This is a genomic window from Psychrobacter sp. CX18 (genome assembly GCF_057396215.1).
On sequence record NZ_JBXYJH010000011.1, the window covers coordinates 69,138 to 95,380 of the forward strand.

At 40.7% G+C, this 26,243-nt stretch carries 19 protein-coding genes; 13 read left to right on the forward strand and 6 right to left on the reverse strand.

Features of this window, described 5'->3' with window-relative positions:
- Positions 1-644 precede the first annotated feature (644 nt).
- The gene (locus tag AC2SLT_RS09485; RefSeq protein WP_486547418.1) at positions 645-1,076 is read left to right on the forward strand and encodes an MCR_0457 family protein; all 432 of its coding nucleotides are present in this window, start codon (positions 645-647) and stop codon (positions 1,074-1,076) included.
- Positions 1,077-1,651: 575 nt separating this feature from the next.
- A complete protein-coding gene (locus tag AC2SLT_RS09490; protein ID WP_486547514.1) occupies positions 1,652-2,803 on the forward strand; it encodes a D-alanyl-D-alanine carboxypeptidase family protein in 1,152 nt (383 codons plus the stop codon).
- A gap of 234 nt (positions 2,804-3,037) precedes the next feature.
- On the opposite strand, the gene der is transcribed toward AC2SLT_RS09490, so the two are convergent.
- Positions 3,038-4,459, reverse strand: a complete 1,422-nt coding sequence (gene der / locus AC2SLT_RS09495; protein WP_486547419.1) for a ribosome biogenesis GTPase Der — start codon at positions 4,457-4,459, stop codon at positions 3,038-3,040.
- 489 nt (positions 4,460-4,948) lie between these two features.
- Here der and AC2SLT_RS09500 point away from each other — a divergent pair, with 489 nt between their 5' ends.
- Together AC2SLT_RS09500 and AC2SLT_RS09505 are read left to right on the forward strand one after the other, a co-directional pair.
- Positions 4,949-5,656 (forward strand): hypothetical protein, encoded by a 708-nt coding sequence (locus AC2SLT_RS09500; RefSeq protein WP_486547420.1) that lies wholly within the window; start codon positions 4,949-4,951, stop codon positions 5,654-5,656.
- A gap of 162 nt (positions 5,657-5,818) precedes the next feature.
- Positions 5,819-7,675 (forward strand): monovalent cation:proton antiporter-2 (CPA2) family protein, encoded by a 1,857-nt coding sequence (locus AC2SLT_RS09505; protein WP_486547421.1) that lies wholly within the window; start codon positions 5,819-5,821, stop codon positions 7,673-7,675.
- Positions 7,676-7,907: 232 nt separating this feature from the next.
- Here AC2SLT_RS09505 and AC2SLT_RS09510 read toward each other — a convergent pair whose 3' ends face one another.
- Complete coding sequence (locus tag AC2SLT_RS09510) at positions 7,908-8,903, reverse strand: DUF2628 domain-containing protein (protein ID WP_486547422.1); 996 nt, start codon at positions 8,901-8,903, stop codon at positions 7,908-7,910.
- Positions 8,904-9,032: 129 nt separating this feature from the next.
- Here AC2SLT_RS09510 and trmB point away from each other — a divergent pair, with 129 nt between their 5' ends.
- A complete protein-coding gene (gene trmB, locus AC2SLT_RS09515) occupies positions 9,033-9,845 on the forward strand; it encodes a tRNA (guanosine(46)-N7)-methyltransferase TrmB (protein WP_486547423.1) in 813 nt (270 codons plus the stop codon).
- A 1,061-nt stretch (positions 9,846-10,906) separates the two neighbouring features.
- Positions 10,907-11,395, forward strand: a complete 489-nt coding sequence (gene rlmH / locus AC2SLT_RS09520; RefSeq protein ID WP_486547424.1) for a 23S rRNA (pseudouridine(1915)-N(3))-methyltransferase RlmH — start codon at positions 10,907-10,909, stop codon at positions 11,393-11,395.
- A gap of 54 nt (positions 11,396-11,449) precedes the next feature.
- On the opposite strand, the gene AC2SLT_RS09525 is transcribed toward rlmH, so the two are convergent.
- Positions 11,450-11,980, reverse strand: coding sequence for a hypothetical protein (locus AC2SLT_RS09525; RefSeq protein ID WP_486547425.1), 531 nt, complete (start codon positions 11,978-11,980; stop codon positions 11,450-11,452).
- Positions 11,981-12,478: 498 nt separating this feature from the next.
- Here AC2SLT_RS09525 and AC2SLT_RS09530 point away from each other — a divergent pair, with 498 nt between their 5' ends.
- The 7 genes from AC2SLT_RS09530 (at position 12,479) to rlmKL (ending at position 22,164) form a co-directional block, all read left to right on the forward strand.
- Positions 12,479-13,351 (forward strand): DODA-type extradiol aromatic ring-opening family dioxygenase, encoded by an 873-nt coding sequence (locus AC2SLT_RS09530; protein ID WP_486547426.1) that lies wholly within the window; start codon positions 12,479-12,481, stop codon positions 13,349-13,351.
- Between the two features lie 354 nt (positions 13,352-13,705).
- Positions 13,706-14,389 carry a 7-cyano-7-deazaguanine synthase QueC gene (gene queC / locus AC2SLT_RS09535; protein ID WP_486547515.1) on the forward strand — a complete coding sequence of 228 codons (684 nt, stop codon included), beginning with the start codon at positions 13,706-13,708 and terminating at the stop codon, positions 14,387-14,389.
- 468 nt (positions 14,390-14,857) lie between these two features.
- Positions 14,858-15,202: a hypothetical protein gene (locus AC2SLT_RS09540; RefSeq protein WP_486547427.1), complete on the forward strand. Its 345-nt coding sequence runs from the start codon at positions 14,858-14,860 to the stop codon at positions 15,200-15,202.
- 353 nt (positions 15,203-15,555) lie between these two features.
- Positions 15,556-16,050, forward strand: coding sequence for a peroxiredoxin (locus tag AC2SLT_RS09545; protein ID WP_486547516.1), 495 nt, complete (start codon positions 15,556-15,558; stop codon positions 16,048-16,050).
- 185 nt (positions 16,051-16,235) lie between these two features.
- Positions 16,236-17,795: a dihydrolipoyl dehydrogenase gene (locus AC2SLT_RS09550; protein WP_486547428.1), complete on the forward strand. Its 1,560-nt coding sequence runs from the start codon at positions 16,236-16,238 to the stop codon at positions 17,793-17,795.
- A gap of 206 nt (positions 17,796-18,001) precedes the next feature.
- On the forward strand, positions 18,002-19,177 hold the full coding sequence (locus AC2SLT_RS09555) for a mechanosensitive ion channel family protein (RefSeq protein ID WP_486547429.1): 1,176 nt from the start codon (positions 18,002-18,004) through the stop codon (positions 19,175-19,177).
- A gap of 476 nt (positions 19,178-19,653) precedes the next feature.
- The gene (rlmKL, locus tag AC2SLT_RS09560) at positions 19,654-22,164 is read left to right on the forward strand and encodes a bifunctional 23S rRNA (guanine(2069)-N(7))-methyltransferase RlmK/23S rRNA (guanine(2445)-N(2))-methyltransferase RlmL (protein ID WP_486547430.1); all 2,511 of its coding nucleotides are present in this window, start codon (positions 19,654-19,656) and stop codon (positions 22,162-22,164) included.
- Positions 22,165-22,957: 793 nt separating this feature from the next.
- On the opposite strand, the gene AC2SLT_RS09565 is transcribed toward rlmKL, so the two are convergent.
- The 3 genes from AC2SLT_RS09565 to AC2SLT_RS09575 are packed head-to-tail and all read right to left on the reverse strand — an operon-like array spanning position 22,958 to position 26,111.
- Entirely contained in the window at positions 22,958-23,227 is a 270-nt protein-coding gene (locus AC2SLT_RS09565; RefSeq protein ID WP_486547431.1) for a hypothetical protein, read from the reverse strand.
- Between the two features lie 28 nt (positions 23,228-23,255).
- Entirely contained in the window at positions 23,256-24,221 is a 966-nt protein-coding gene (prmC, locus tag AC2SLT_RS09570; RefSeq protein WP_486547432.1) for a peptide chain release factor N(5)-glutamine methyltransferase, read from the reverse strand.
- On the reverse strand, positions 24,222-26,111 hold the full coding sequence (locus tag AC2SLT_RS09575) for an AmpG family muropeptide MFS transporter (RefSeq protein WP_486547433.1): 1,890 nt from the start codon (positions 26,109-26,111) through the stop codon (positions 24,222-24,224).
- Between the last annotated feature and the right edge of the window lie 132 nt (positions 26,112-26,243).

Sequence of the window (26,243 nt, forward strand, 5' to 3'; positions counted from 1 at the left end):
TTAAGCTGTAGTGTCAAATTAAATAAATTGATTAAAGACGTCTTATTACAACGTTTCTTTACACTGCATATAGGTTTGGTTAGGGTAAATTTGTTTAGAGCTGTTAAAATACTACTTTGTATAACTTGTCAGAATATGAATGAAATATTTGTGACTATTTTATGATATTGATAATTATCACTATTGTAGCAATATGGGTTACGCTTTATAAAATTAGCGTCACAGTTGCTTCACAACTAAGCGGATTGTTCATGTCATAATATACCTTAATATACGAATACTATAAGTTCAGCACTCATTTAAATGTGGTTTTCCATTTTAATGTGATTTTCTAAAAAATGCTATTTTCTAGATTAATTACTAGATTGAAAAAAGACCCTAATTGAGCAAAGCTACTTTTTATAAGGTGCAAGTTATAACGTGCAAGCTATCATCAGCAAACTATATATTGAACCACTTTACGAATGATAAGCTATAAGTACCGTTCAAATGACATCTTCAAAGAGTATTGCTTTTGAAGAGTATTGTTTTTAACGACTCTCTAAGATTCGCCTTAATGATGAATGACTGTGTTAAAGAAATACAAAGAAATATTTTTGGTTTCGACAAATTCCTTATAACTTAATAAGATGACGATGAATATTATGAAAAATCTTACCTCTAACTTTTTAAATAACACTATGAAAACCGCATCACGTAAATTTTTACTGACTGCTTTAGTGAGTACCGGCGCTTTATTTACCTCTATTGCGGCGCAAGCAGCTCCTGAAGCAACTTATCCAGTAGATTTATCGGGTGCAACAGCAACCAAGCATGAAATAGCGGTACTACAAGTATTGTCTGAAGTATGTCCGCCAATGTTGAACCAACAGCAAAAATCTAATTTTTATAAAGCCTATAACTATGAATTAAAACAAATGTTGCCTTCAATTGATAACCCTAAAGCCGCTATCCAATATTTGTCGACTCAACAAGACTATAAAGAGATTTTATCAAGCATGCGCAGTTGGACAATGGGATTTTCTCGTGAAGAAAATTTAGCCCTATGCACCGACCTTGCTAACGCTAAGATCTAGTTAACCGACTCACCATTATGACTAACACATTGTTAGTATGATGATCTAAAGGTCAGTTCACACCAGAACTGACCTTTTTTATGATCTTGAGAGGTTCAAGTAAGGTCTTTATTAATTTAATACCGTTAAATAGTAGTACGCTGACGATATTTCTAGTCATTGCTACATTTAACGGTTTAACCGATTTGTACAATTTGTTAATATACACTTTTATTTAACCCTACAGGCATTTGCCTGTCGCTTATAGAGCGCGACTGGTTTATAGTAGGGGATGATATATGATACCTAAAGCATATAGTGACCTCTTCCATGGTACGCTATTGCATTAAACCTTTACTCCTAATTTAGATTCATTCAGATGTAGTCAAATATTATCAATCAGCTACGGAAGTCAGCCAACTGTGATTATGCGTCTTATTATTCTAGACCAACCACATCCGCTTTAACTGCCCAGCGCTCTTTCTACTGATCTATATACTGAATAACCTATGACCAAATACGGTGTCTTAGATATGACTGCTTTTGCAACTAAACTATTTCCCTCAACTAAAGATAAAACCAACTCAACCTCACCGATGACCTCCCTTAAGTCTTTGTTTATAGGCTCTACTGTCCTACTGTTATCCAGTACATCCTTAGCAGCAACTATTAGTCCGCCTGAAATGGATAATAAAGCTTACATCTTAATGGACTATGATACTGGTGTAATACTGGCGGAAAAGAATGCTGATGAACCGCTACCTCCTGCATCACTGACCAAAATGATGACGAGTCATATCATTGAAGATAAGTTAATGTCAGGTGATCTCAAAGAGGACGAGCAAGTCCTTATGAGTAAAAATGCATGGTGTCGTGGTAGCAGTAGTGAGTCGTGCATGTATGTGCCGGTCAATAAAACGGCCTCTGTCATTGATATGCTTCGAGGCATTATTATTCAGTCTGGTAATGATGCTTCTAAAGCAATGGCAGAACATATTGCCGGTAGTGAAGAGGCCTTTGCGCAGCTTATGAATGCTGAGGCCAAAAAACTTGGTATGACCAATACCCACTTTGTTAATGCGACTGGTATGCCCGCTGAAGGTCATGTCGCTTCGGCTCGCGATTTAGCGATTTTGGCTCGCGCAATCATCAAGCAAGGTGGCGATTATTATAAGATTTATTCAGAAAAAGAGTTCACTTATAACAATATTACACAAGGTAATCGTAACGCCTTATTGCTAACAGATTCTACAGTAGATGGCTTAAAAACAGGTCATACTAATGCTGCCGGTTACTGCTTAGTGGCCTCTAGCAAACGTGAAGATATGCGTTTAATATCCGTTATTATGGGTAGTAATAGCATGCAATCACGGGCGGATCAATCGCGTGAGCTATTAAACTGGGGATTTGGGCATTTTGATACTGTCGTCTTGTCGCCAGCAAATCAATTTGTTCAGACCGTCCCTGTCAGCTTTGGTGAGACAGACAGTGTTAAAGTTGCTACCGGCGAAGCCTTAAAAGTATTGATTGCCAAAACTCAAAAGGATAAAGTAAGCTCAATCGTAAATATCTCTGATGACATTGAGGCCCCTATTGCTAAGGGTCAAGAGATCGGTAAAATGATGGCAGTGGTTGATGGTAAATCAGTGGCCTCTGTACCAATCGTCGCCACTCAAGATGTGGCTAAATCAGGTATTATGAAACGTGCTTGGCAACATATTGTAAAATTCTTCAGTGACTTATTTTAACGAATGATATTTTAAATTCTAAAAGTCATGCCTTTTGTGCTTAAATAAACATAAAAAAAGGGACTGTCCATGGACAGTCCCTTTTTTTATTATAAAGTAGAGTCGAAGAGCTCTACTATGGTGAAAAGGCAACCGAGCGAAAGTACTACTAAACAAGGCTTAGAGAGGTTAACACCGTAACCGTTTAGTCGTTGGCTAACTATCGTAAGATTGTTGTATATCGTTTATGCAAGACTATCTTTTATGCGAGCCTTTTTTATACTTCATCTTACGTCTTTTGGCACGGGCTTCTGAAACACCCGGTCTCACTGTCTTCGTCGATGGTTTTTTCTTACCGGCATAAGGGTTGGTATTGAGTTTAAATTCAACCTTTAACGGCGTGCCCTCAAGCTTAAACACTTTACGAAACTCATTTTCCAAATAGCGTTGATAGCTTTTTGGTAATGACCCAGTCTGATTACCATGAATAACAATAACTGGTGGGTTATGACCCCCTAAATGGGCATAACGGAGTTTAATTCGGCGACCACCTGACATGGGAGGCGGATTAGCGGATACGGCATCTTCCAAAATCTGAGTCAAACGGTTAGTAGATACTTTAAACATCGAAGATTCATACGCTTTATGAATCGACGGATATAAGTTACCCACATTGGTACCGTGCAGGGCAGAAATAAAATGCACTTTGACATACGGTATAAAGTTGAAACGGCGGTCAAGCTCTATACGCACCATCTCTTTTTTATCTTCATGAAGATCATCCCATTTATTGATCGCAACGACCATAGCTCTGCCCGCATCAAGGGCATAACCCAGCATATGCAAGTCTTGATCAACAATCCCTTCTTGCGCATCAATGACGGCGATAACAACATTGGCATCTTTAATTGCTTGTAAGGCTTTAATGACGGAGAACTTCTCAACTTTCTCATCAATACGTCCGCGACGACGTACCCCTGCGGTATCTATCAAGACATAGTTTTTGCCATTACGCTCAAATGGGATATAAATACTATCTCGTGTCGTCCCTGGCATGTCATAGACTACGACTCTATCTTCCCCTAACATTCGGTTTACTAGGGTCGATTTTCCAACATTTGGACGCCCGATTATCGCAAGCTTAAGCCCATCATGTGCTTCATCTTCAACATCTTCAGGCATATCTGCTGTTAAGTCTTCAAGCAAATTACCTATACCGCGGCCATGACTGGCAGTCATAGGATACGGCTCACCCAAACCTAAGGCATAAAACTCTGCAGGGGCAGCATCATGTACTCCGTCAATTTTGTTGGCAACTAAAAACACAGGTTTACCAAGAGTATGAAGCATTCTACCAATTTCAGCATCAGCGCCGATCATGCCAGCTCTTGCGTCAACCACGAATACTAAAATATCTGCTTCATGTATAGCGGTGTGCGACTGAGCTGACATATAGTCATCGATACTGCCATGACCATCGTCAGCCTCACCGATACCCCCTGTATCAATGACAACGAATGATTTGTTATTATACGTTGCGTCACCATACTGTCTATCACGGGTTAAGCCTGATAGATCAGCTACTAGGGCTTGACGGGATTTGGTCATTTGGTTAAATATTGTCGATTTACCCACATTCGGGCGGCCGATTAGGGCGACGACAGGTTTCATGGACATTGCTTATCTCACTTGGTTTTACAAGGTGTTAATGATTGAATTAAAATCAGAATTCTTGATGATTATATTTAGAACCTGTTTGCACAACTTCCTATTGGTTATTTCTATCTAAAACTGACCAACTTTAGCTATGCATACAGGTTGTTAACATTAGGGTCTGTTTGTTTAAGACCTATTGAGGTCTGTTGTCATAAAATAACTATTAATTTACTGAAAAAGTGAATAATATTATCTTAATAATTAAAAAGTTGTCTGCTTCATTAAAAAGTTTTCTGGTTCATTAAAAAGTTATCTGGTTATTAAAAATGATTATCTAGTTGCTCAAAACAAAAATAGGATTATTCAAAAACAACTCGCATCACTAACTAATATTTTTTGATTACCGTTAGTCACTTCTTGAACCTCGTTATACCAAAGACTAATTTCAGTTAAATTATCTGGTTATGATACCATGGTTTTAATCCTCTTAATAATGAACCTATAGCAATTATGTCAAGACGCTCTGCACCCTTCGTCGCTCCAGAAGAAATAATCCAAGATCCTTTATCCAAGGAGGGGAAGAAACACGCTAAAGAATTATTGTCTACCCTTCAGGCGGATATTGCAGCCTTTCGTCATGACCAATTCCCACCTGATATACTCTCTCAAGTAAGAGATATGCCGATCTATATGGGCAATCATGATGAGGTGGCCGCCTATCATAAGCGTTGGCAGCCTTTTATTGAGCGTGCATTGCAATTTTATCCTGCGGCCTACCTTCCCCCAGATAATTTACCGCTACCCGCAAGCTTAGAGATACCACAATTTATTTATAATGTTCAACGTCTGCATTTAACCAAAACCCGTGCCAAAGAATCCAAAAACTTTGGTTCGGTGGGCGCCTTAATTGATAAATGCGGTGAATTTACAGAGTCTGAATTTCTCAAGCTTGAGAAAGTATTTCAACACGATGAAACGGCACGTTTAGTCGCTCATCGAGAGTTTATTGATCTACGTGCTTATGTATTTTGTCGTGATAATAAGGGAGAGCTGCTTGACCCAGAACGTATCAGGTTTTACCGTACGGGTTTGATAGTCCAAGCACTGCCTAATTTCAAAATTGTCGATAGCCGCCAAAAACCTCGTAAACGTCGCAATGATGCTTACAGCCATCCTCTTGCCGATAATGGCACATGGAAAATTTATAAGAAGAAATAAACGGACCCTAACTAGGCAACTTTCAAAAAGACAGACTCTAAATGGGCATATTTTAAATAGACAGAGCCTTACATTTTATTTATCCTTCAAGACTTATCCTTCAAGACTTAAACCTAAGAGTCTCTTTGCTCCTTGAAGATGCACCATATATAAGGACCCTACATGCTCGCAGCTTCCGTTGTCCAACCTAGCCTAATGCTACAAGTCACGATATTTTTAGGGGCGGCACTGTTATTAGTGCCTCTAGGTAAGCGACTTCATATCTCCACCGTCTTAGGTTACTTAATTACGGGGCTATTGCTAGGACCGAGTGTATTAGATGTGGCCGGTGATGCAGAAAGCTTGATGCACTTTTCCGAGTTCGGGGTGGTCATGCTCCTGTTTGTCATTGGTTTGGAGCTACAACCTTCACGTCTTTGGGCATTACGTCATTCAATATTTGTGTTCGGTGGTCTGCAAGTCGGGGTAACGGGGCTATTACTCATGGGACTGTTATATCAGTTTAGCCCCTTAAGACTAGATACCGCTTTTATAGTTGGTTTTGGACTGGCACTGTCCTCTACCGCCTTTGTATTACAAGTTTTGACAGAAAAAGAGCAACTATCCAGCACTCACGGGCGTGAAGCTTTTACCATCTTACTGTTCCAAGATATTGCGGTCATCCCTTTATTAGCAGTCATTCCCTTTTTATCTGGGGTGCGTGAGCAAACGTATGACATCATGTATTTTGCAAAAGTGGTCGCCGTATTTGGTGGTTTATTTGTCGTCAGCCGTTACGTCGTCCGCCCCTTTTTCAAATTCGTCGCGTTAAGCGGTGCCAACGAATTATTAACCGCTGTGGCACTCTTTATCGTGATGGGTGTGTCCATTTTGATGGGTCAGATTGGTCTGTCGATGGCATTGGGCGCTTTCTTAACAGGGGTGCTATTAGCTGACTCGGAATATCGCCATGAGCTTGAAGCCAGTATTGAACCATTTAAAGGCCTATTATTAGGGCTGTTCTTTATGTCCGTCGGGATGCTAACGGATGTGAAGCTTATAATGGCTCATCCTATACTAATCATCGGCGCAGCCATCGTATTAATGGTGATCAAATTTGGTGTCATCAGTATTATTGCACGGCTATTAGGCAATCGTTTGCCGACGAGTATTCGACTGGGGGTGACGTTGGCCCAAGGTGGTGAATTTGCCTTCGTCTTGTTCAGTACCGCTGCCAATCAAAATGTGTTAAATCAAGAGTACGCTAACCTACTGACACTCATTGTCACGATATCAATGGCGCTAACACCCATTGGATTTTTACTATTAGAGAAGTTTGGTGAGCCTAGATTTGCAAAACGTCAGCCCGATAGAGAATATGACAGCATTCCAGATCACGAGCACCCTGTGATTATCGCTGGATTTGGTCGTGTTGGGCAAATTATCGGACGGGTGCTGCGGATGCACAATATCGAATTCACCGCTATTGAAAGCTCAGCTAACCAAGTTGATTTCGTGCGCAAGTTTGGTAACCAAGTCTATTATGGAAATCCGCAAAACCCTCAGATATTGCGCACCGCTGGCATCGATAAAGCCAAAGTATTCATTATCGCCATTGATAATGTTGAACGCTCCATAGCCACCGCTCAATATTTGCATAATCATTATCCTAATCTTAAGATACTGGTTCGGGCCCGCAACCGTAACCACTTTTATCGCCTGCGGGAAATAGGGATTACCCATATATGGCGTGAGACTTACCTATCATCATTGGATATGTCTCGTGAATCACTTGAAATACTAGGCATGTCTCCTGACAAAGCACGTGAGACCATTAAAGCGTTCCGTGATTATGATGATAAGCTGCTAAATCAACAGCAAGCGATCTATGAAGATGAAGCCAAACTGATAGAATCGGTTCAGTCCTCGATGATGGAGCTTGAGAGTCTGTTCGACTCTGACCATGATGAAGGTAAAAAACTTGATTTAGAGGATATTGAAACGGCAGTTGGTATCAATAAATATAGCGACTTAAAATAAGGCTATAAAAAGCGAATGATAGAAACCGCATTGACTGACCTGTCTGTTATTTAGTTTAAGGTTATTGAGTTTAAGGTTATTTAGTTTAAGGTTATTTAACCTGCTCTCAACTTATTATAATTCACTGTAGGCTGGTGCTTTTAGCCCAGCAAATTAAGACCTTTAATCAAAAATGCTGGGTTAAAGCCACAGCCTACGTTAAGAGTTGAGAATGAGATTTATTTAGCTTAAGTTATTCAGTTTGGCAAATGTGAGGCTTTTGCTTCTTATTCAGAGAAGTCACACAGCGCCATATGCCATTGTTAGGTTCAATCTCATTATTGCCATCTGCTGAGCGATACATAATATAAGTCTGTCCATTTAAATTACGATTTGGAAATGGCACATTTTGTATACGGGCTATAAGGGCACAACTACTGGATCTATTGCCAAGTGCAGGGGGCTGCTGCACCACCTCTAAGCTTAAATAATTATTCGCAGTTTCATTTAAATTATCATTTAATTTGGCAGGTAAATTATCAAAACGTTCTTCTACGGGACAGTCTCCCCTACCTTGATACCTCTCCTCTACATAAGTAGTTGCGATACGGGTAGCCACAAAGGTGTCATTGATAATGCCTTTCTCTTTCGGCTGAGCATATATGGGCAAAAATTGCTGATAGATCACCATCAATAAAAAACTGAACAGCCCAAAAGCAAACCCCATACCAACCACGCTGACGCCGCCCTCTCTTTGTAAATGCGCCTGTTGTCTTTTTGGCTCTCGAGGATAGTCGGCCAGTACATCTGCTATTTCTCGACGCGCCATCCGGTAATAATAAGCATCCGCCCAGCGCGCCACCATTGCCGCCCAAAATATCCAAATAAGCATGGCAATCAATATCCGTGTCGCCATTTGATAAACATCCGGTACAAACGACATAAAGGCAAACTCGAATGCCACTAATATTATGACGACATTGAGCTGAATAAACGACCAACCAGCAATGGTATAGACAATACAGTCCAAATAGCGCTTTCGATATAGCAGCCAGCCAAAGGTCACAAAAAAGGCAGCCCAATTCCACTTAGGCGACAAGTAGCCTTGAGTATCGAACTGTGCAAAACGCTTTAGATAATAACGCTGTGAACGGTGTCCAATAAACCATTTATCCAACTGAACACGTTGCTCTTGCGTCAGCTGATCTTGATAGAATGGTGGTGGCGAGGTCTCTTCAATAAATAACATTAGAACTAAGCCTTGTGTTAAACGGATACAATGCCTGACCAAACGAACTCTCGTCGTTTGGTCATCGTATTACACGTGATTTGCGTTATAATACGCCAAAATTACTGTTTATTTTAGGGTTCAATTGATATGAGTACAAATAATTCGCCTAGTGGCGACACTGATCACAATGATACTAATAGCCACTCTGTTAGCAGTCATACTGACAATAAGCAGACTGCATTCCCGCGCTTTATTAATACCTTTATGAAGCGCCGTACTCATGTCAGTAAGTCTGCGGAAAATGCGCTAACGGATCCAGCTTATGCCGTCTATATCGTCAATTCAACAGACGATAAAGGTCAAGGACTTATCGATAACATTACTGATTTGCGCGCCCTGTTTAGCGATACCAAGCAAACCCCTAATGGTCCAGATGCGCCGCTAACTTTTGAGATCGGTTTTGGTATGGGTAGCTCACTTGTTGAAATGGCGAAGGCAGACCCTAAGCGTAACTTTGTTGGTATTGAAGTCCATGAGCCTGGTATCGGTAAATGTGCCGTTATGGCTAGTGAGCAAGGGTTAAGCAATTTAAAGATCATTAATGGTGATGCCATTCGCTTAATGCAGCAACTGCCTGAAAATCATATCGATCGTATCCAGCTCTACTTCCCAGATCCTTGGCAAAAAAAACGTCATTACAAACGTCGCTTTGTTAGCCCTGAGCGTATGCAGATTGTAACCCGTTGTCTAAAAACAGGCGGATGGTTTCATGCTGCCACAGATTGGGAACATTATGCCTTCTGGATGCTTGATGTCTTAGATAACTTTGATGGACTAACCAATACCGCTGGCGTTGGAAACTTTACCCCGCGACCTGACTTTCGACCCATGACTAAATTTGAAAAAAGAGGCTTAGACCGTGGGCACGGTGTTTGGGACTTAATCTATCGTAAAGATTAATGCCTCACCTAGGACTTTGTTATTGAGACTGATACTAGCCTCAATAACAAAGTCCACTCATCAAAAAAGATAAGTGCCGTTATTACTAACAGTAGGATTAATATGAGTTAGCTTAAAATGGTCTCGAGTTAATATACTTTCAAGTTAGCAGCTTATAAAGCTGCTATTTCTTTAAATATTGGCTTCGGTATATTTTAGTTTTATACCTTTACGTTTACCCCATTATAAAAATTGCTTGTAACTAATCCTAATGTCCTATTGTCCTAATGTCATGAAAAAATCATGCCACCGTCATATTTGTGAAACACCCCCTGTTTTTAGCATAAAATTTATTAGATTTTTATAATTTCCAGCGGATTTATTTAGCTTTTTAATCCATTTAAAAGTCTATATTTTTTTAACTGAGTTTACGAAATTCTTGTTAGCGCACAGCTAGCAAGGCGATTAGGAGTTTTCCCCATTAACTGTGGATAACTCTGTGGATAAGCAACCCCTTGACAAGTTATACCCTAGAGAACATAGGGGGTTGAATAAAATTGTTCATTTTTTATACAGTTATTTTTATTAATAAAATCAATTACTTAGTGACAATAAGTATTAAATGACTGTTAAATTTAAATATTTTGTAGGCTTATATATTAGATCTTAATATGTTTCACAACTTGACCCTTTAGTCTTATTTAACCTGTGGATAAGTTTATAAGTTTCACTCAAATGTATTGACTTTAGAAACTTTTATGGTCTTATTAAGTTGGCTCTGATTGAATATTAAGTTATATAAGGCTTAAGCTTGATGGGTAAATTCTGAAATATTTAGATACGAATTTATTAGGCGACAAAAATTTAGGTAAAGTAAGGCACATTACGGCAATTTAACTCCTTTTTTTAAGGCGATTTAACTCCCTTTATTAGTTGGTATCTTATAGTCGTTATCTTATACAAGCAGTCTGCATTTTACTTAATCAATTAATGTTTACTGATAACGAGTTAACGGTTAACGCCAATACATTTCTTGTCACAAAAATTATCGATAGCGTTTAGATAACGCTTAAAGGCTACCTATGAAGTTACGAATTTTGAGTGTTGGCAATAAAATGCCAAATTGGATCAGCACTGGATTTGATGAGTATCACAAACGTATTCAGCCGATGCTGAGCACTGAAATAGCAGAACTGACACCTGCTAAAAGAGCTAAAAATCCTTCAGAGTCAAATTTAGCCCAGTATCGCGAACAAGAAGGCAGTGCTATTTTATCAAGCCATCAGGCGAACAGCCGTGAAAAGCTGTGGGTACTTGATGTTAAAGGCAAAATGCTATCGACCGAACAGTTGGCAAATAAGCTCAATGAAGCCATGCAACTTGGCGATGATATTGCAATAGTGATTGGCGGAGCTGATGGGGTGTCCCCTGAGGTGTTGGCGGCGGCCGACTTTAAGTGGTCCTTATCGCCGCTTACCCTACCCCATCCTTTAGTGCGGGTGGTATTGATGGAGCAACTGTATCGGGCGATGAGTATTAATCATAATCATCCGTATCATCGGGGTAATTAGAGAGACGTACTCTACAGGTAGGCACTATCGAAATAGTTTGGCCGTTCAAAACCGTTAACTTGGCTTATTTAATTGCTCTTTTTCCAATAAACGTTGTATATACTTACTTCGGCAAACCCCAGTCCTATGCCACCCAACATTGATCGTTATGCTTTTGTCCCGACTATCTTTGAACTGAAAAGTATTATATTCATTGTTGTTAACACTGAGCTCGAACTGGTTATAACAAAATTTATGATTGCCAGACTGACTTCCATTCAACTCAACTTCATCCCATATGCCTTGTTTTTCAATATTTTCCATTAATAGATCTTCAGTCTTGTCATTAGGGTTGTTGTAGGTCATTGATATAGATCTAAACTCTAGTTTTGGAAGATATTTAGTTTCGTCAGGCTGTTGCAGATTTTCAATAAGTGGAACCATTAATTGAGTGAGCTCTTCTTTAGAGGGCTTATCTTCAATAGACCAATAGACATCCTTCTGTTCCGTTACATAACTATCATATAATCGCCATAAACCAAACAAAGCTGCCGACATTAGTAGCATGGCAACAAGCGTTTTAAATATATTAACGACTCTTTCCATTAACTAACTCCTAAACTATGCTGTATATTCGAGTCACTATTTAATGGCTTGCGATTCACTTAAAATAATAGCCACTTGCAGTAATAGTCTCATAAATTAATAGCTATTTGAAAAAGTCTTGCGAATTAACAGTCTCATAAATGAAGTGCCTCATTAAATCAAGTACCTCTTAAAATAACAGTCGCTTCATAGAACAAGGAAGTTTAGCCCCGATTGTAGCGGTATCCTAGTGAGATAAGTGATAGCGGAGGTAGGCTTGGGGTGGCGACGCGAAGCAAGCGACGCCCCAAGCTGTAGCGACGCATCACTTAGATAACTAGATATAGCGTACAAGCGGGATTGGCTACATCAAATCCTAAACCATGACTGTTACCTTATATAAGCTTGAATATCATAAGTGTGACAAATGGAAATGACTACTGCAAAGCATTTAAATACTGACATAATTTTAGCGAAGCTTGTCTTTAAAAACGTAATGATGCCCCCATAACTTAAGCCATGAACCCTTCAAAAAAAGTTACACAGCCGCTGACTCAAGGGGTGCCCAAGTCCTTATCGACTAGCATTACGCCGTTGACCAGTGGTGAGGTGATTGCGCCTGTACCGCCCACCTCCACCTTGCCAGCGTTATTTATATCGCATGGTGCACCGACGCTTGCCTTGGAGAAAAGCACGATCACCAATGCGTTAGCTCGTGTGGGTCAAAACTTGCCCCTACCAAAAGCTATCATTATTATGTCGGCGCACTGGGTGAGTCATACTTTGGAGATCTCAAGCAATCCGCAACCGCAAACCTGGCATGACTTTTCAGGCTTTGATCGTGCTTTGCATGAGTTAAATTATCCTGCAAAAGGCGCGCCTGCACTAGCAGAATCACTGTCCGCTCAACTGAACAAGATGGGTATTATCAATAGCTTAAATCCGCTGCGACCTTTGGATCATGGTGTATGGACACCTTTGATTCATCTTTATCCTGAGGCGAATATTCCGGTTGTTCAGATATCTTTACCCAGATATTTTGATGCTTATGCGTGTTATCAATTGGGCAGCTTGTTTTCGCAACTTCGGCATGAACAACTATTGATCATCGGCTCTGGCAGTATTACTCATAATTTACGTGCGATTAAGTGGCATGCCAAAAGTGAGGATACATTAGCTAAGTCATTTAAACAGTGGCTACTTAATCAGCTTAAGACGGATATTCCGGCGGCTTTAGACTGGCAACAATTCGCTGATGCAGATCAGGTTCATCCAACTGCTGAACATTTGTTGCCTTTGTTTTTTGCACTAGGGTCAGGTCAACGCGTCTCGGTCATACATGAAAGTATGGTTCATTATAGTTTGGGGATGGATATCTATCGCTTTGATTAGGATAGTTTATATAAACGCTATCATTATCAATTAAGTAAATATCTAGTGAGTGAATGAGCAAGTGAGTGAATTGACTCATATTGCGCGACATTATTTTTGTGCCATACCCTCTGTGTTTACGTCTAACTTTGTTAAAATCTACTTTTATTAAATAACAGTTTAGAACTGACAGTTTCTAAATGATAACTTCTAAGAGATCACTTTCCTCTCCCAACTTCTAGCGAGGTCAATAACTTGCAAAACGATACCCCAGAAATTCAAACTCATTCCACATCCCAGACTTCAAAACAATCCCAAGACCAAACTCCAAATCAAACTCTAGAGCAAACCACAAATCAAAATGCTGTCGTATTACTGTCAGGTGGTCTAGATTCGGTTACCTGTCTTTATTGGGCAAAACAGCGCTTTGCCAAAGTCACTGCGGTCAGTTTTAATTATGGTCAGCGCCACAATAGTGAGCTGGTTGCTGCTAAGAAAATTGCCGAACAAGCTGGCGTTGATCATAAGATCATTAATATCGATATCGCTCAACTTGGCGGCTCCTCGCTTACTGACCATGATATGGTAGTGCCTGATGGCGATGCGCAAAAGTACCCCACTCATACGGATACCATCGACAACGATGCCATTCCAAACACGTATGTGCCAGCTAGAAATACTATATTTTTGTCGTATGCGCTGGCAGTAGCTGAAGTCACCGAAGCCAATCATATTGTCATTGGCGTCAGTTCAGTCGACTATTCAGGCTATCCTGACTGCCGACCAGAGTATATTGAAGCCTTTGAAGTCATGGCAAATTTAGCGACGAAAGCTGGGGTGACCGGTCATAAACTGCACATCCAAACTCCCTTGCAAAAGCTGTCAAAAGCGCAGACGATCCAACTAGGAACGTCATTAGGAGTAGATTATTCTCATACCATTTCGTGCTATAAAGCGGATGCAGATGGTCGTGCGTGCGGTGTATGCGATAGCTGTACGTTACGTAAAAGAGGCTTTAGTGATGCAGGTATCAGCGACCCTACTCGCTATGCGGTTTAGAGTGTTACTCAATATGCAGACTAGATAACGACATGGTTTAACTTTGTGAATGAAAATATTGCGTCGTTTAATCAGCTATGACAGTCACAGTATGCTTGAGTTTAGCAAGGTTAATGAATTTAACCTATTGATTACCTTGAAAATGTTCTGAAATTAATTTTTTAGGATATTATTGTTTAAAGTCTTAATGAAAAACCAACTGTCTAGCAACATTACTTTGCAACGGCATAGCAAAAAGCAATATGAATCGTCTCTGGCTATTGTTAAAGTAGGTAGCCAATAGCGTGACTGCCAACAGTGGCTATTAACTACCTTGTCTATAGAATTGAAATGGCTATAGACTTTAAATACGTCAACTAAGTTGTTAACACACTGATTGGCATGACGACTCTTATTATCAACGTCTTATTTTATCAATTGATATATCGTTCAACGTTTACGATCGAATTGCTTTAAGGACTTTACTTTATGATGTTTAAAACCAATAAAATCTCACCCGCTTTCGCGATATTGGCTTCTGCCACATTATTTATGTCACCCGCTCAAGCGGTAGACATTAAACAAGACCAAATTGACAAATGTGTTAAAGGCGTCGTGGATAATAAAATTGCTGACACGGCGAATGCTAAAAAGCTGTGTAGTTGTCAGGTCAATGTGCGTAGTAAAATGACCATTGGACAAACTTGGGAAATTGAAAGCTACGCACAAAGTAATAAAGACCCTTCGCAGTTGCCTTATGTCAAAAAGATGCAGCAAGAGTTACAACAGTGCACAAAAGATATCAAACTCAATTTGCCTAAAAAAGCAGGTTAACTCAATTAATGAGATCATCCTACCGAGCTATCTAGGTTTATATAAGCTAAGCGACCTCTATAAGCGAATACTATAAGCAAATACTAACAAGGTTACTAAAATAGGCTGGCATACGTCAGCCTTTTTTTATAGCATAATTGTTTTATATATCTTTATACATCATATAGTCATCGAACAACTAAACGGTTACTGTGTTAACCTCGTTAAGTCTACTCTCGTATTACTTGCTACTTGCACTCGGTTGCCTTGTAACCATTTTAGACTTCTTTGACTATAGCTATACCGTTTTTTGAAAACAAACCTATAAACAATCCGATTAAATCAAACAACCCCACTCAAAAAAGGATCTCATGATGGCGAAGCCAACGGATGAAAACTTAAACTTACCTGAATTTACTGTCCCTATGGTGCAAAAAGTTGACGAGGAAATAGTTGAAACTGACATTAGCTTAAAAAGCTTACTGCAGGACAGCAACAAAGGTCTCATTTTATATTTCTACCCAAAAGACAACACACCTGGGTGTACCACTCAAGCTACTGATTTTACGGCCAAGCTTAATGACTTTGAAACATTGGGCTACTCTATCGTTGGCGTATCACGAGACAGCATTGAGTCGCACAAAAGGTTTATCGACAAACAAGATTTACAGATTGCATTGATCAGTGACACCGATGAAAAGCTATGCCAACACTTTGATGTTATCAAAGAGAAGACTATGTATGGCAAAAAAACGATGGGACTGGTGCGCTCAACCTTTGTATTTAACAAAGACGGACAGTTAACACACGCTCAGCGCAACCTTCGGGCAAAGGGTTATGCTGACAGATTGCTCGATATCTTGGCTTAGGTAGTCGTCAGGTTTTGGCTATTAAATACTCAATACGTTGTTTAGCTACGAAGGTTCAGATACGAAGATTCAGATATGAAGTTCTAAGCCCTTTTATATCATTACCTCACGACAAACCAATTTTAAAGTCTTCATCTATCAACTCACCTATATTTTGAACGCACTTACCAAGGGATATACTTGTAATGACTCAAAGTGACACTGACGCCAATAAAGCCATTCGTCATGTTGATGCCGCAGTTATCGGGGCAGGCACCGCAGGGCATAATGCGTATCGTCAAATCAATAAAGTAACGGATAATCTTGTTATTATCAATGAAGGCATTTGGTCAACGACCTGTACCACCATGGGCTGTATGCCGAGTAAGCTGCTTATCGCCGCCGCAGAACGCGCTTATCATGCGGATCATTCTGATGAGTTTGGCATTGAGGGTCAAGCAAGCATCAATGGCAAGCAAGTGATGCAGCGTGTGCGACGCGAGCGTGACCACTTCGCCAGCTATCCGCTTAAAAATGCGGAAAGTTGGGATGAGGATACTAAGATCTACGGTCGTGCGCTGATCACTGAATCAGGACTGATCGAAGCGCATACGGCGAGCGATGAAACGCAGTATATTAAGGCGGATCACATAGTCATCGCAACAGGCTCCAAGCCTTATATCCCTGATGGCTGGAAAGAAAGCCTAGGGGATGCCTTACTGACTTCGGATATTGTGTTTGAGATACCAGATTTACCTCAGTCAATGGCTGTGGTCGGAGCTGGCGCTATAGGGCTAGAGTTGGCGCAAGCGTTCAGTAGATTGGGTGTAGAGGTCGTCCTATTTAATCGTGCGAAGCGTGTCGGCGGTCTACGTGATGAAAAGATCAATGAAAAAGCCATTGAATGCTTATCCCACAGTCTCGATTTGCGTTTAAATACCACTATCGAGAGTGTGGCTCGAGAAGGCAGCATGAACGATAGGTCTGTTGCCATTATTGAATATACGGATGAAGATGGGACGCGACAAACTTGGCGTGGCGAGAAAGTATTGGTAGCCACGGGTCGACGTAATACTATTCATACGCTTGGTCTTGAGCATTTAGGGGTTCAATTGGATGACAAAAATCGCCCACTGAATATGGATAAAACCACGGGTAAAATTCATAATACCCTTGAGGGTACGGATGTCTTTATCGTTGGTGATGCCAATGCCTATATGCCCCTGCTACATGTCACTAGTAACGAAGGTTATCTGGCAGGTAAAGAGGTGGGATTATTGATCACCCATAAGGCTAATAGCGTATCCATTAGTGAGGCGATTGCTGATGATCCTGATAGCGCGGCTGACAGCTCTATTCTCAGTGATGTGACACCCGATAAAGCCAAAAAACCAGCCACTGCAATGTCCGTTATTTTCAGCTCGCCTCAAATTATCAACGTCGGAAAATCGCTGTCAGAGATTGAAAGTGCAGGAATATCTCATGTGATTGGTGAGGTTAGCTTCGACAATCAGGGGCGTAGTCGTATTATGGGTGAGAACTGTGGCTTATTGCGTATTTACGCCAGTACTGAGACCAGTCACGTACTGGGGGCTTGTATGGTTGGCCCAGATGCGGAGTATATCGCTCATATCTTGGCGACAGCGATCACCAATGACATTACGATAGATGGTTTGTTGGCCAGTCCTTTTTATCACCCTACTATATTAGAGGGCTTGCGTACGGCGCTTAGAGATACCAGAAGTAAAATTGCCAATAGCCAGTAGCCAGCAATCAAACTTACGCTATTTATAAAATTCACTGACTATTTATATCCTAATCGCGAAATCTATTTCACACCTTGTTGTTTAACAACAAGGTGTTTTGCTTGTTATGAAATAAACTTTAACTTATAAAATAAACGTTAACGAAATTGTTGTATATTATAGAATAAAATTTATATTAACCCTCCCTTAACGATTTAGGCAGACCCATGGCAAGTGAAACTGGCTCTCGAATTAGCGAATTTTTCCAAGAGATCTTGCACGATCTATATACGAGCTTATATCTGGCTATTGGTGGTGATCTAGAGGAAGAAACGCACGATTGGGCATCTCGCGGTGCTGAGCTTGCCAGCACGACAATTAAAATTGTCATCTTATTAGCAGTTTTAGGCTGCTTTTATTGGCTACTGACCTATGTTATTAAGCATAATAAAGAGCGCTTCAAGCTGAGTGATAAGCGGATGAACGTTGTGCGCTCAACGATTCGTTATTTATGGTTTGTCAGCTGTATAATTGCCATAATGAGTCAAATTAATATTGACCCTTCTACGGTTAAAGCCACTGCCAAAGCCAGTATTTGGGCAGGTATTTACTTTGTACTATGGACATCATCTGAGCAGGTCATCAGCCGCGTGCTTAAGCATTATGGGCTGAACGCTTCCATTGAGCAGCTACTAAAAAACGTCTTTTCGGTACTGATAGTCGTCTTCGGTCTCGCCAGTGTCATGGCTCAATTTGGGTTTGATATTGTGTCACTGGTTGCCGGTCTTGGTATTGTTGGCTTGGCAGTTGGTTTTGCCGCGCAACAAACGATTGCTAATTTTATCTCGGGTATCACCATTTTACTTGAGCAATCTATTCAAGTGGGCGACTGGATTAGCCTAGATAATAAAGAAGGACGCGTTATTCTCATCTCACTACGCACCACGCATATTTTAACCCGCGATAACATCACAGTGATAATTCCAAACTCCACAGTAGCCTCCTCAGAAGTGACTAATTTGACTTCAAAGAATTTTATTCGATTTGATGTATTTGCCCGTATTGCTTTAGAGGCTGACATTGATGCCGCAAGAGAGGTGATATTAGGGGTTATAGAGGACATGGATAAAATCTTAAAGCGTCCTGAACCATCGGCTACTATCTCAGAGATTAGCGACTTTGGGGTGGTCTTTATTGTCAGATTTTGGGTAACGCCAGCGGCAGTTCCGCAAATACCGCGTATCAAAGAGGCGCTAAATGAAAGTATTAAAACCAAGCTTCAGGATGCCGGCATTAGCATCCCCTACCCGCACATGCGAATTTTAATGCCGAAAGATGTCGATTATCCCATTCAAACCAAACCGTTTGAAGTTACCACGCATATGGGTAACGATACCGAATAGATGAGTCAGTAGACTAGGCTGTTTGAAGCTATTGACCTGCAAACGGACAAATAAAACCCAGTCTCCCTAAATATTATTAAACCTTGTTAATTTTAAAACCGCATCGGTTAGTGTGTTAAAATCTTTAATATTAGAAGAAGCTGCATTCACAATCTACAATTGACTATTTTTGTCTGAAATGAGCCATTACTTTGTTAAAATTAGGCTTAAATAGAATAACTATTCAACCAAATTTTGCCTCGTATTGACTCATTTCAACCTAAAAACATCTTAACTTTAGCTTGTGAATACAGTTTCTTAGACCCAACCCCGCAATCGCATTGAACTAATACCAACGCTATACCCTTATTAAAATTAACCTATCAAGAATTATCAGTCTAATGCAGGCGCAATCCGCTTGATAAGGACTTAAAGCAAAGATAGGTTGTTTTATAGAACAAACAGACCCTAAGCATCACACAACGTAAAGGCCCAATATGTCCACCCCAATCTCTGAAAACAGCCCAATCTCTGAAAACAGTCCAACCTCTAAAAACAGCTCAGTTATAGACAACCAAATACAAAGTACTCAGTCGCCAGACGACGACTCTACTGAGACAGAACCCAATCATAAACGTTACGACATTGTTATTACTTGTGCAGACGGCTTAGAAGCGCCATTGCACACTGAGCTTAGTAGCATGGACATTACCAGCGACATAAAAAGCACAGGTCGCTTGGCGGTGTCCGCAACATTAGAGCAAATTTATCGTATTTGCCTATGGTCTCGTGTCGCGTCACGGGTATTACTGCCAATTAAAAAACGCAATATTAACAATGAATATGATGTCGCCGAACAATTAAATGGTTTGGCGAAAACCGTAGACTGGACGGAATGGTTTGGACTTGACAATACCTTTGCCATTCGTATGAGCGTCGATAAACGGGTGCAAGTTAGTCAGCAGTTTGCCATGTTACGGATCAAAGATGCCATTGCGGATACCTTTAACGACAAGTACGATAGCCGTCCCGATGTCGATAGCGACAATCCTGACTTCTCCATTTATGCGACGGTCAACGACAAACAGGCCGAGATTTACCTCGACTTATCTGGTACCAGCTTGCACCGCCGTGGCTACCGTGTGGCAATGACCGATGCACCGCTTAAAGAAAACTTAGCGGCAGGGCTGTTGTATAGCGTCGATTGGCACAAAGCAAAAAATAGCTATAGCGCCTTAATTGACCCTATGTGTGGTTCAGGCACGTTTATCATTGAAGCTTTACTAATGCAGTGTGATTACGCCGTCGGTATTGATAAAGCCGAATCTCAGTTTGGTTTTTATCATTGGCAAGACCATGACAGTGACCTATGGCATCAGTGCGTTACACAGGCGCAGCAGCGTTTTCAGGATGGCTTAGAAAAGGCGGCCAGTGGTAAGCATGGTAAGTTGCCGACTATACTGGGCTTTGATGCCGATGCAGGCGCGATTAAAGCCACTCATAAAAACCTAATCGCAGCGGGTCTCAATGAGCTTATTCCGCATATCACTCTTGAGCAGCGACCCCTATCGCAGCTTAAAATTGCATTAGCCAAACCCTTGCTTGATCGCAAACTAAAACGTCCATTGATCATTACCAATCCGCCTTATGGGGAGCGTCTGGGTGAGGTTGACTTTATCAAGCCGTTATACCAAGGGCTTGGATTAACCTTACAAGATATCTTCTCTAAGCAAAAGTATCAGCCCATCTTAGGGCTGCTGGCAGCTCATGTTGAACAAGCCGATGTGTTGCCAATTGATGAGCCGCAAACCCTACGTTGTCATAACGGCGCGATGACGGTGTATTTCCGCTATGGTCAATTAATCCGCAAAGAGGGCGAGAACTTAATTACGCGCTTTGAAAAAACGGAAATTAACGTAGATGAGGCGCAAGACTTCGTCAACCGTCTGCAAAAAAATGTCAATCATCTCAAAAAGCTTGCCGCCAAAGAAGACGTCACTAACTTACGGGTGTATGACGCTGACTTACCAGATTATAAGGTGGCCATCGATGTCTATGGCGATTATGTCCATGTTCAAGAGTGGGCGCCCCCCAAGACCATACCGCCTGAGACCGCTCGTAAACGCTTCAATTTAGCCTTGATGGGTATTCGTGAAGTATTTGGTATCAATCGTGAACAGATTTTCATCAAGACCCGTGCCCGTCAAACCGGCAATACCCAGTATGGCAACCCTGATCTAGCAAAATCAGAGGGTAGCGCAAAATCAACGAAAGAGACAGAACATAAGCCCAATAAAGACAACCGCAACCGCTATAAAGGTAATAAGTATCAGCTAGCCCGTGAAGAGGCCAAAAAGCAAGAAGCAAAGCGACTCGCTCAAAAGAAACGCAAAATGCATGTGGTGGTCGAAGATGGCGCTTATTTCTATGTTAATTTTACCGATTATTTAGACACGGGGCTGTTTATCGACCACCGCAATATGCGCAGTATGATTCGCTCAGCAAGTCGTGGTGCCGATGTGCTAAATCTATTTGCCTACACTTGTACCGCCAGCGTGCATGCCGCATTAGCAGGTGCCAAATCCGTTACCAGTGTCGATCTATCGCAGAACTATCTCGATTGGGGCAAGCAGAACTTTGCTTTAAATGGCCTTGATGTCACCACCAGCCGTTATCAATTTATCGCCTCAGATATTTTTGATTGGATTAAAGACAATACCGATCAATTTGATGTGATTTTTATTGATCCGCCTACTTTCTCAAACTCGAAGAAGTTTCAAGGTACCTTTGATGTGCAGCGCGATCATACAGCATTGATTAACCGTGCGATGAATCGACTGGCGAATGGCGGCGTCATCTATTTCTCTAATAACTTTACTAAGTTTGAAATGGATGAAGCATTATTTGAGCGCTACGATGTCACTGAGATTACCAATCAGACCATAGGTTTTGATTTTAATCCAAAAAAACCAATCCATCATAGTTTTGAGATAAGACATAAATTATAGGTTTATCGTATTTTCTTAGTAGCTAATCCTGCCATCCGCTATTATCTTGGTTTGCAAAGGTCGAACCGCTACGCTTTAACCCGTTCCTGCTTCGCGATAACGGCTTAAAGCAAGCGTATCTGCCCTTTGCTATACCAAGTATATCCGCTACTGTCAGGGCTAAAACGCTCACCCCTTTCACACTCTTGCAATCTAAACAGTCTTGCCATTCTTGAACAATATTAGGTGTCTCCCATATCAAGAGTCAATAATGTGGATTTATCACAACTTTATTATCACACCGTTACTCCTCATAAATCGGAAACATCAGCCTTTTGGGTGATTATAAAATTCATAGTCACTGAAGTCTAAAATGGTTACAAGGCAACCGAGTGCAAGTCCTACTGGAGTAGGCTTAACGAGGTTAACGCTGTAATCGTTTAGTAGTTCGCTGACTATATTTAGACAATTTTTCGTCATTAAGGATTATGTCATCTAATAAAACAAGAACCCCCGTCATAGTGATAACGGGGGTTCTTGTTTTTATTTAAGAATACGCCAATCTCAACTTAAAGTATGAGCTATAGCTTTTGCAAGGTTTAGCTCCCTTCCTTTTTCAAAGGAAGGGTTGGGGATGGATTTTCGAGATAAATCCCCCTTTAAAAAAGGGGGACTTGCTACCCTTTTTAGTATTTTTCAATAGATGAACAAAAGCACTGCTCATCATTAGATATTAATATTGCCAGCTATTAAGTTGAGAGTAGGATAAAGAATATTAAATACACGATTTTAACTTCATTGACTAATGACTATTTTATTCTATTTTTTTCAAATGATCAGAGTCGAATTTCTCGTTTTTAGTCAACTCCTTAAGTCTATATTCTTCAACAAGTCTATTAGGTTCTGGATTTGTTATAAAAGTAGACGGACGTTCAGCATTTGGATCGGTATAGGGATCAGTATTAACAAAATTCGTGGGGGATTTTGCTCTTACCTCCTCCTCCCAAGATTGTATCGTTGAACAGCCACTTAATGTGAGCATTGATAATATGACTATAAAGAGTGGTTTTTGTTTAATATTCATATAAACCTCCAAACATTTAACAGTTTTATCAATAATATACACCCATTGTGACTCTGTCATTACCCCCATAATCTTGGATCGTTTTTACGTGAGTATATCCATCTTTATTAAAAATTTCACGGACATCGCCACCTTGGTCATAGCCATGTTCGATTGCCAATAATCCACCGCTAACGAGATATGATTTAGCTTGCGCGCATATTAGTTTGATATCCGCTAGACCGCTATCATCAGCTACCAAAGCGGTTACAGGTTCCGCTTGAAGTTGATTTAAGTGGGTGTCATCACTATCAATATAAGGTGGGTTTGAGACGATAACCGCAAACTTACAATCTGGCTCAATTGCTGAAAACCAGTCACTTAGTGCAAATTCAATATTAGTTACTTTGTTAAGCTCTGCATTACGTTTAGCAACTTCTAACGCTTCTTTTGAATAATCAATCGCCATTACCTGCCATTGATTAGCTGAATGATTAGCTGAATGATTGGCGGATTGATTGGAGAATTGATTAGCAAGCTCATACGCCAAACTAATCGCAATACAGCCAGAACCTGTGCCCAAATCCAATGCTCTAAATAAAGGACCAGATGAAGAGACAGTCTTCATATCAGCTTTGCTTAGGCTATTTTTAGTATTATTTGTATAGTAGTGCTTGGCTATCCAATCTAGCACTTGCTCTACCAACACTTCGGTATCGGGACGAGGTATCAGCGTATGTTCATTCACTTCAAATTCTAGTGACCAAAACGCCTGCTTCTCCGTCAAATAAGCCAGTGGCGTGCCAGCCTGCATCTTAGCAATGCCTGCTTCAAACTGTGCCTGCTCATTAGCGGTTAGCACATAGCCATTATCGGTAATCAAATAGGAGGCAGGCTTATTAAGCACATGCAGCAACCAATCCGTTACCCAATGCGTAGGCAGACCATCATAGTGAATCTGCTTGATCTGCTTAATAGTGGCGGCTTTTTCAGACAAAGCTTGAACACCCTTCATCTATAAAGAGGCCTTATTAGACTGATCGGATAATTCCTTATCATTAACTAACTCCTTATCACCATAAATATCGTCATTACCGCCAATCACAATATATTTATCAACGAGGTAAATCAGAAGCAGTATGGGTATTCCAATTAAAAAGGTAAATGTAAAGAAGAACGGCCAGCTTGTCACCTCAACAATTGCCCCTGAGTAGCCCCCTATCACCTTTGGAATGAGCGTCATTAACGATGAGAAAATGGCATATTGCACCGCCGTAAATTTAATAGAGGTTAAGGCGGACAAAAACGCAATAAACACCATACTGGCAAAGCCCGATGCCAGATTATCTAAAATAACCGCAAAATACATATACTCGACACTACCTTGATGGTAAGTGAGCAGAATGAATAATAAGTTGGTGGCTGAGGCCATAATGGCACCGATCATCATCACTTGCATCACACGAAGTCGCTGAGCAAGCATACCCCCTAAGAAGCCACCTACTATGGCCATTATCACGCCGACAAGTTTAACCGCATCAGCAATTTGCGTCTTGGTGAACCCCATTTCTTGATAGAAGACATTGGAGATTACGCCTGCAACAATATCTGAAATACGATACAAGCCAATTAACGCCAACAATAAGAGCGCTTTTTTACCATAGCGGCGAAAGAAGTCAATAATCGGATTGATCCACGTTGCCATCGCCACTTCTTTTTTAACCAAGCCGACTTTGACCAACAAGAAGCCTGTGACTAGCGCCAGCGCTAAACTTGTCAATAAGCGTAGAGTAGCCATTAAGAACTTCGCTAGCGCATCCTCAAATACTGGCTGTATCTGGCCGAATAACCGATAGCCGTATATAAACACAATAATGGACAATATAAACACTAACACCAATCTAACGTAGTCATTGCGTGACTCAGTCACAGTCGGCGCTTTATTAATAATTTTTGATTGATTTGCCATAAAAAATAACAGTAAAAGCGGGGCAAAACCAATGATTACCGCAAAGTATTTTTTTAGTATGGGATAAATAGATAAAGGAATAATAACGACACTGCTATCAGACAATCTATTGAATAATGTTTCCACTAAATAGGGCAGACCAAATAGCGTCCCAGGTACCAATAACAACGCTGAATATATAAAGAATAATTTTAAATTACGCTGCTGTTTATTAACTTGTAAAATCTGTGCTGTTGGCTCATACCCTGCAAACGTCGTCAGCAAGGGCAATGTCATAATCACCGCCATCACATAATAGGTATTTCTCCACGCCTCATAGCTATACTGGGTCTCGGTTGAACCAAAAAATACCGCCAGATATAACGACCCTGCCCCTGCCACAATCATACCGATTCGATAACCCGTCACATAGATAGAGGATAACACCGGCTGCATCTCAGGGGGTGCAAGTTCAATACGATACGCATCAATGACAATATCTTGTGTGGCTGCTGAGAAACCTAATAATACCGCGGCTGCTGCCATGATACTCAGTACACTTTGCTCAACCGGGTTAATACTGGCCATAAGATATATTGCCAATACGATCAACAACTGTGACACCACCATCCACGCCCGTCGTCGACCAAGCCACTTCGTTAATATCGGTAAGGGTATCGCATCGATTAATGGTGACCAAATAAACTTAAACGCATAGCCCAGTCCCGCCCAGCTAAACATGGTAATAATACTTAGATCAACCCCTGCCTCATTGAGCCAAAGCCCTAAGCTTGAAAATATCAGCATGATAGGAAGACCTGCTGCAAAACCTAAAAAGAACATGATTAATACGCGTATGTCTTTAAAAGCCTTTAAAGACGCTATCCATGACTTTTTAGGAGGCGCAGTGAGCTCAGTTTGAGAATGAGTAGTATTAGAAGGGGTCGATACAGACATAGCAGACCTATCATTTTAAAAAACAGAAAATAGTTATATTACTTGAGAATGACAGAATTGACTAGCAGTATCGCATCTGGCATATATAAAGCTACGAATAGTAATAACCGCCTAAATAACGGTATAATGATT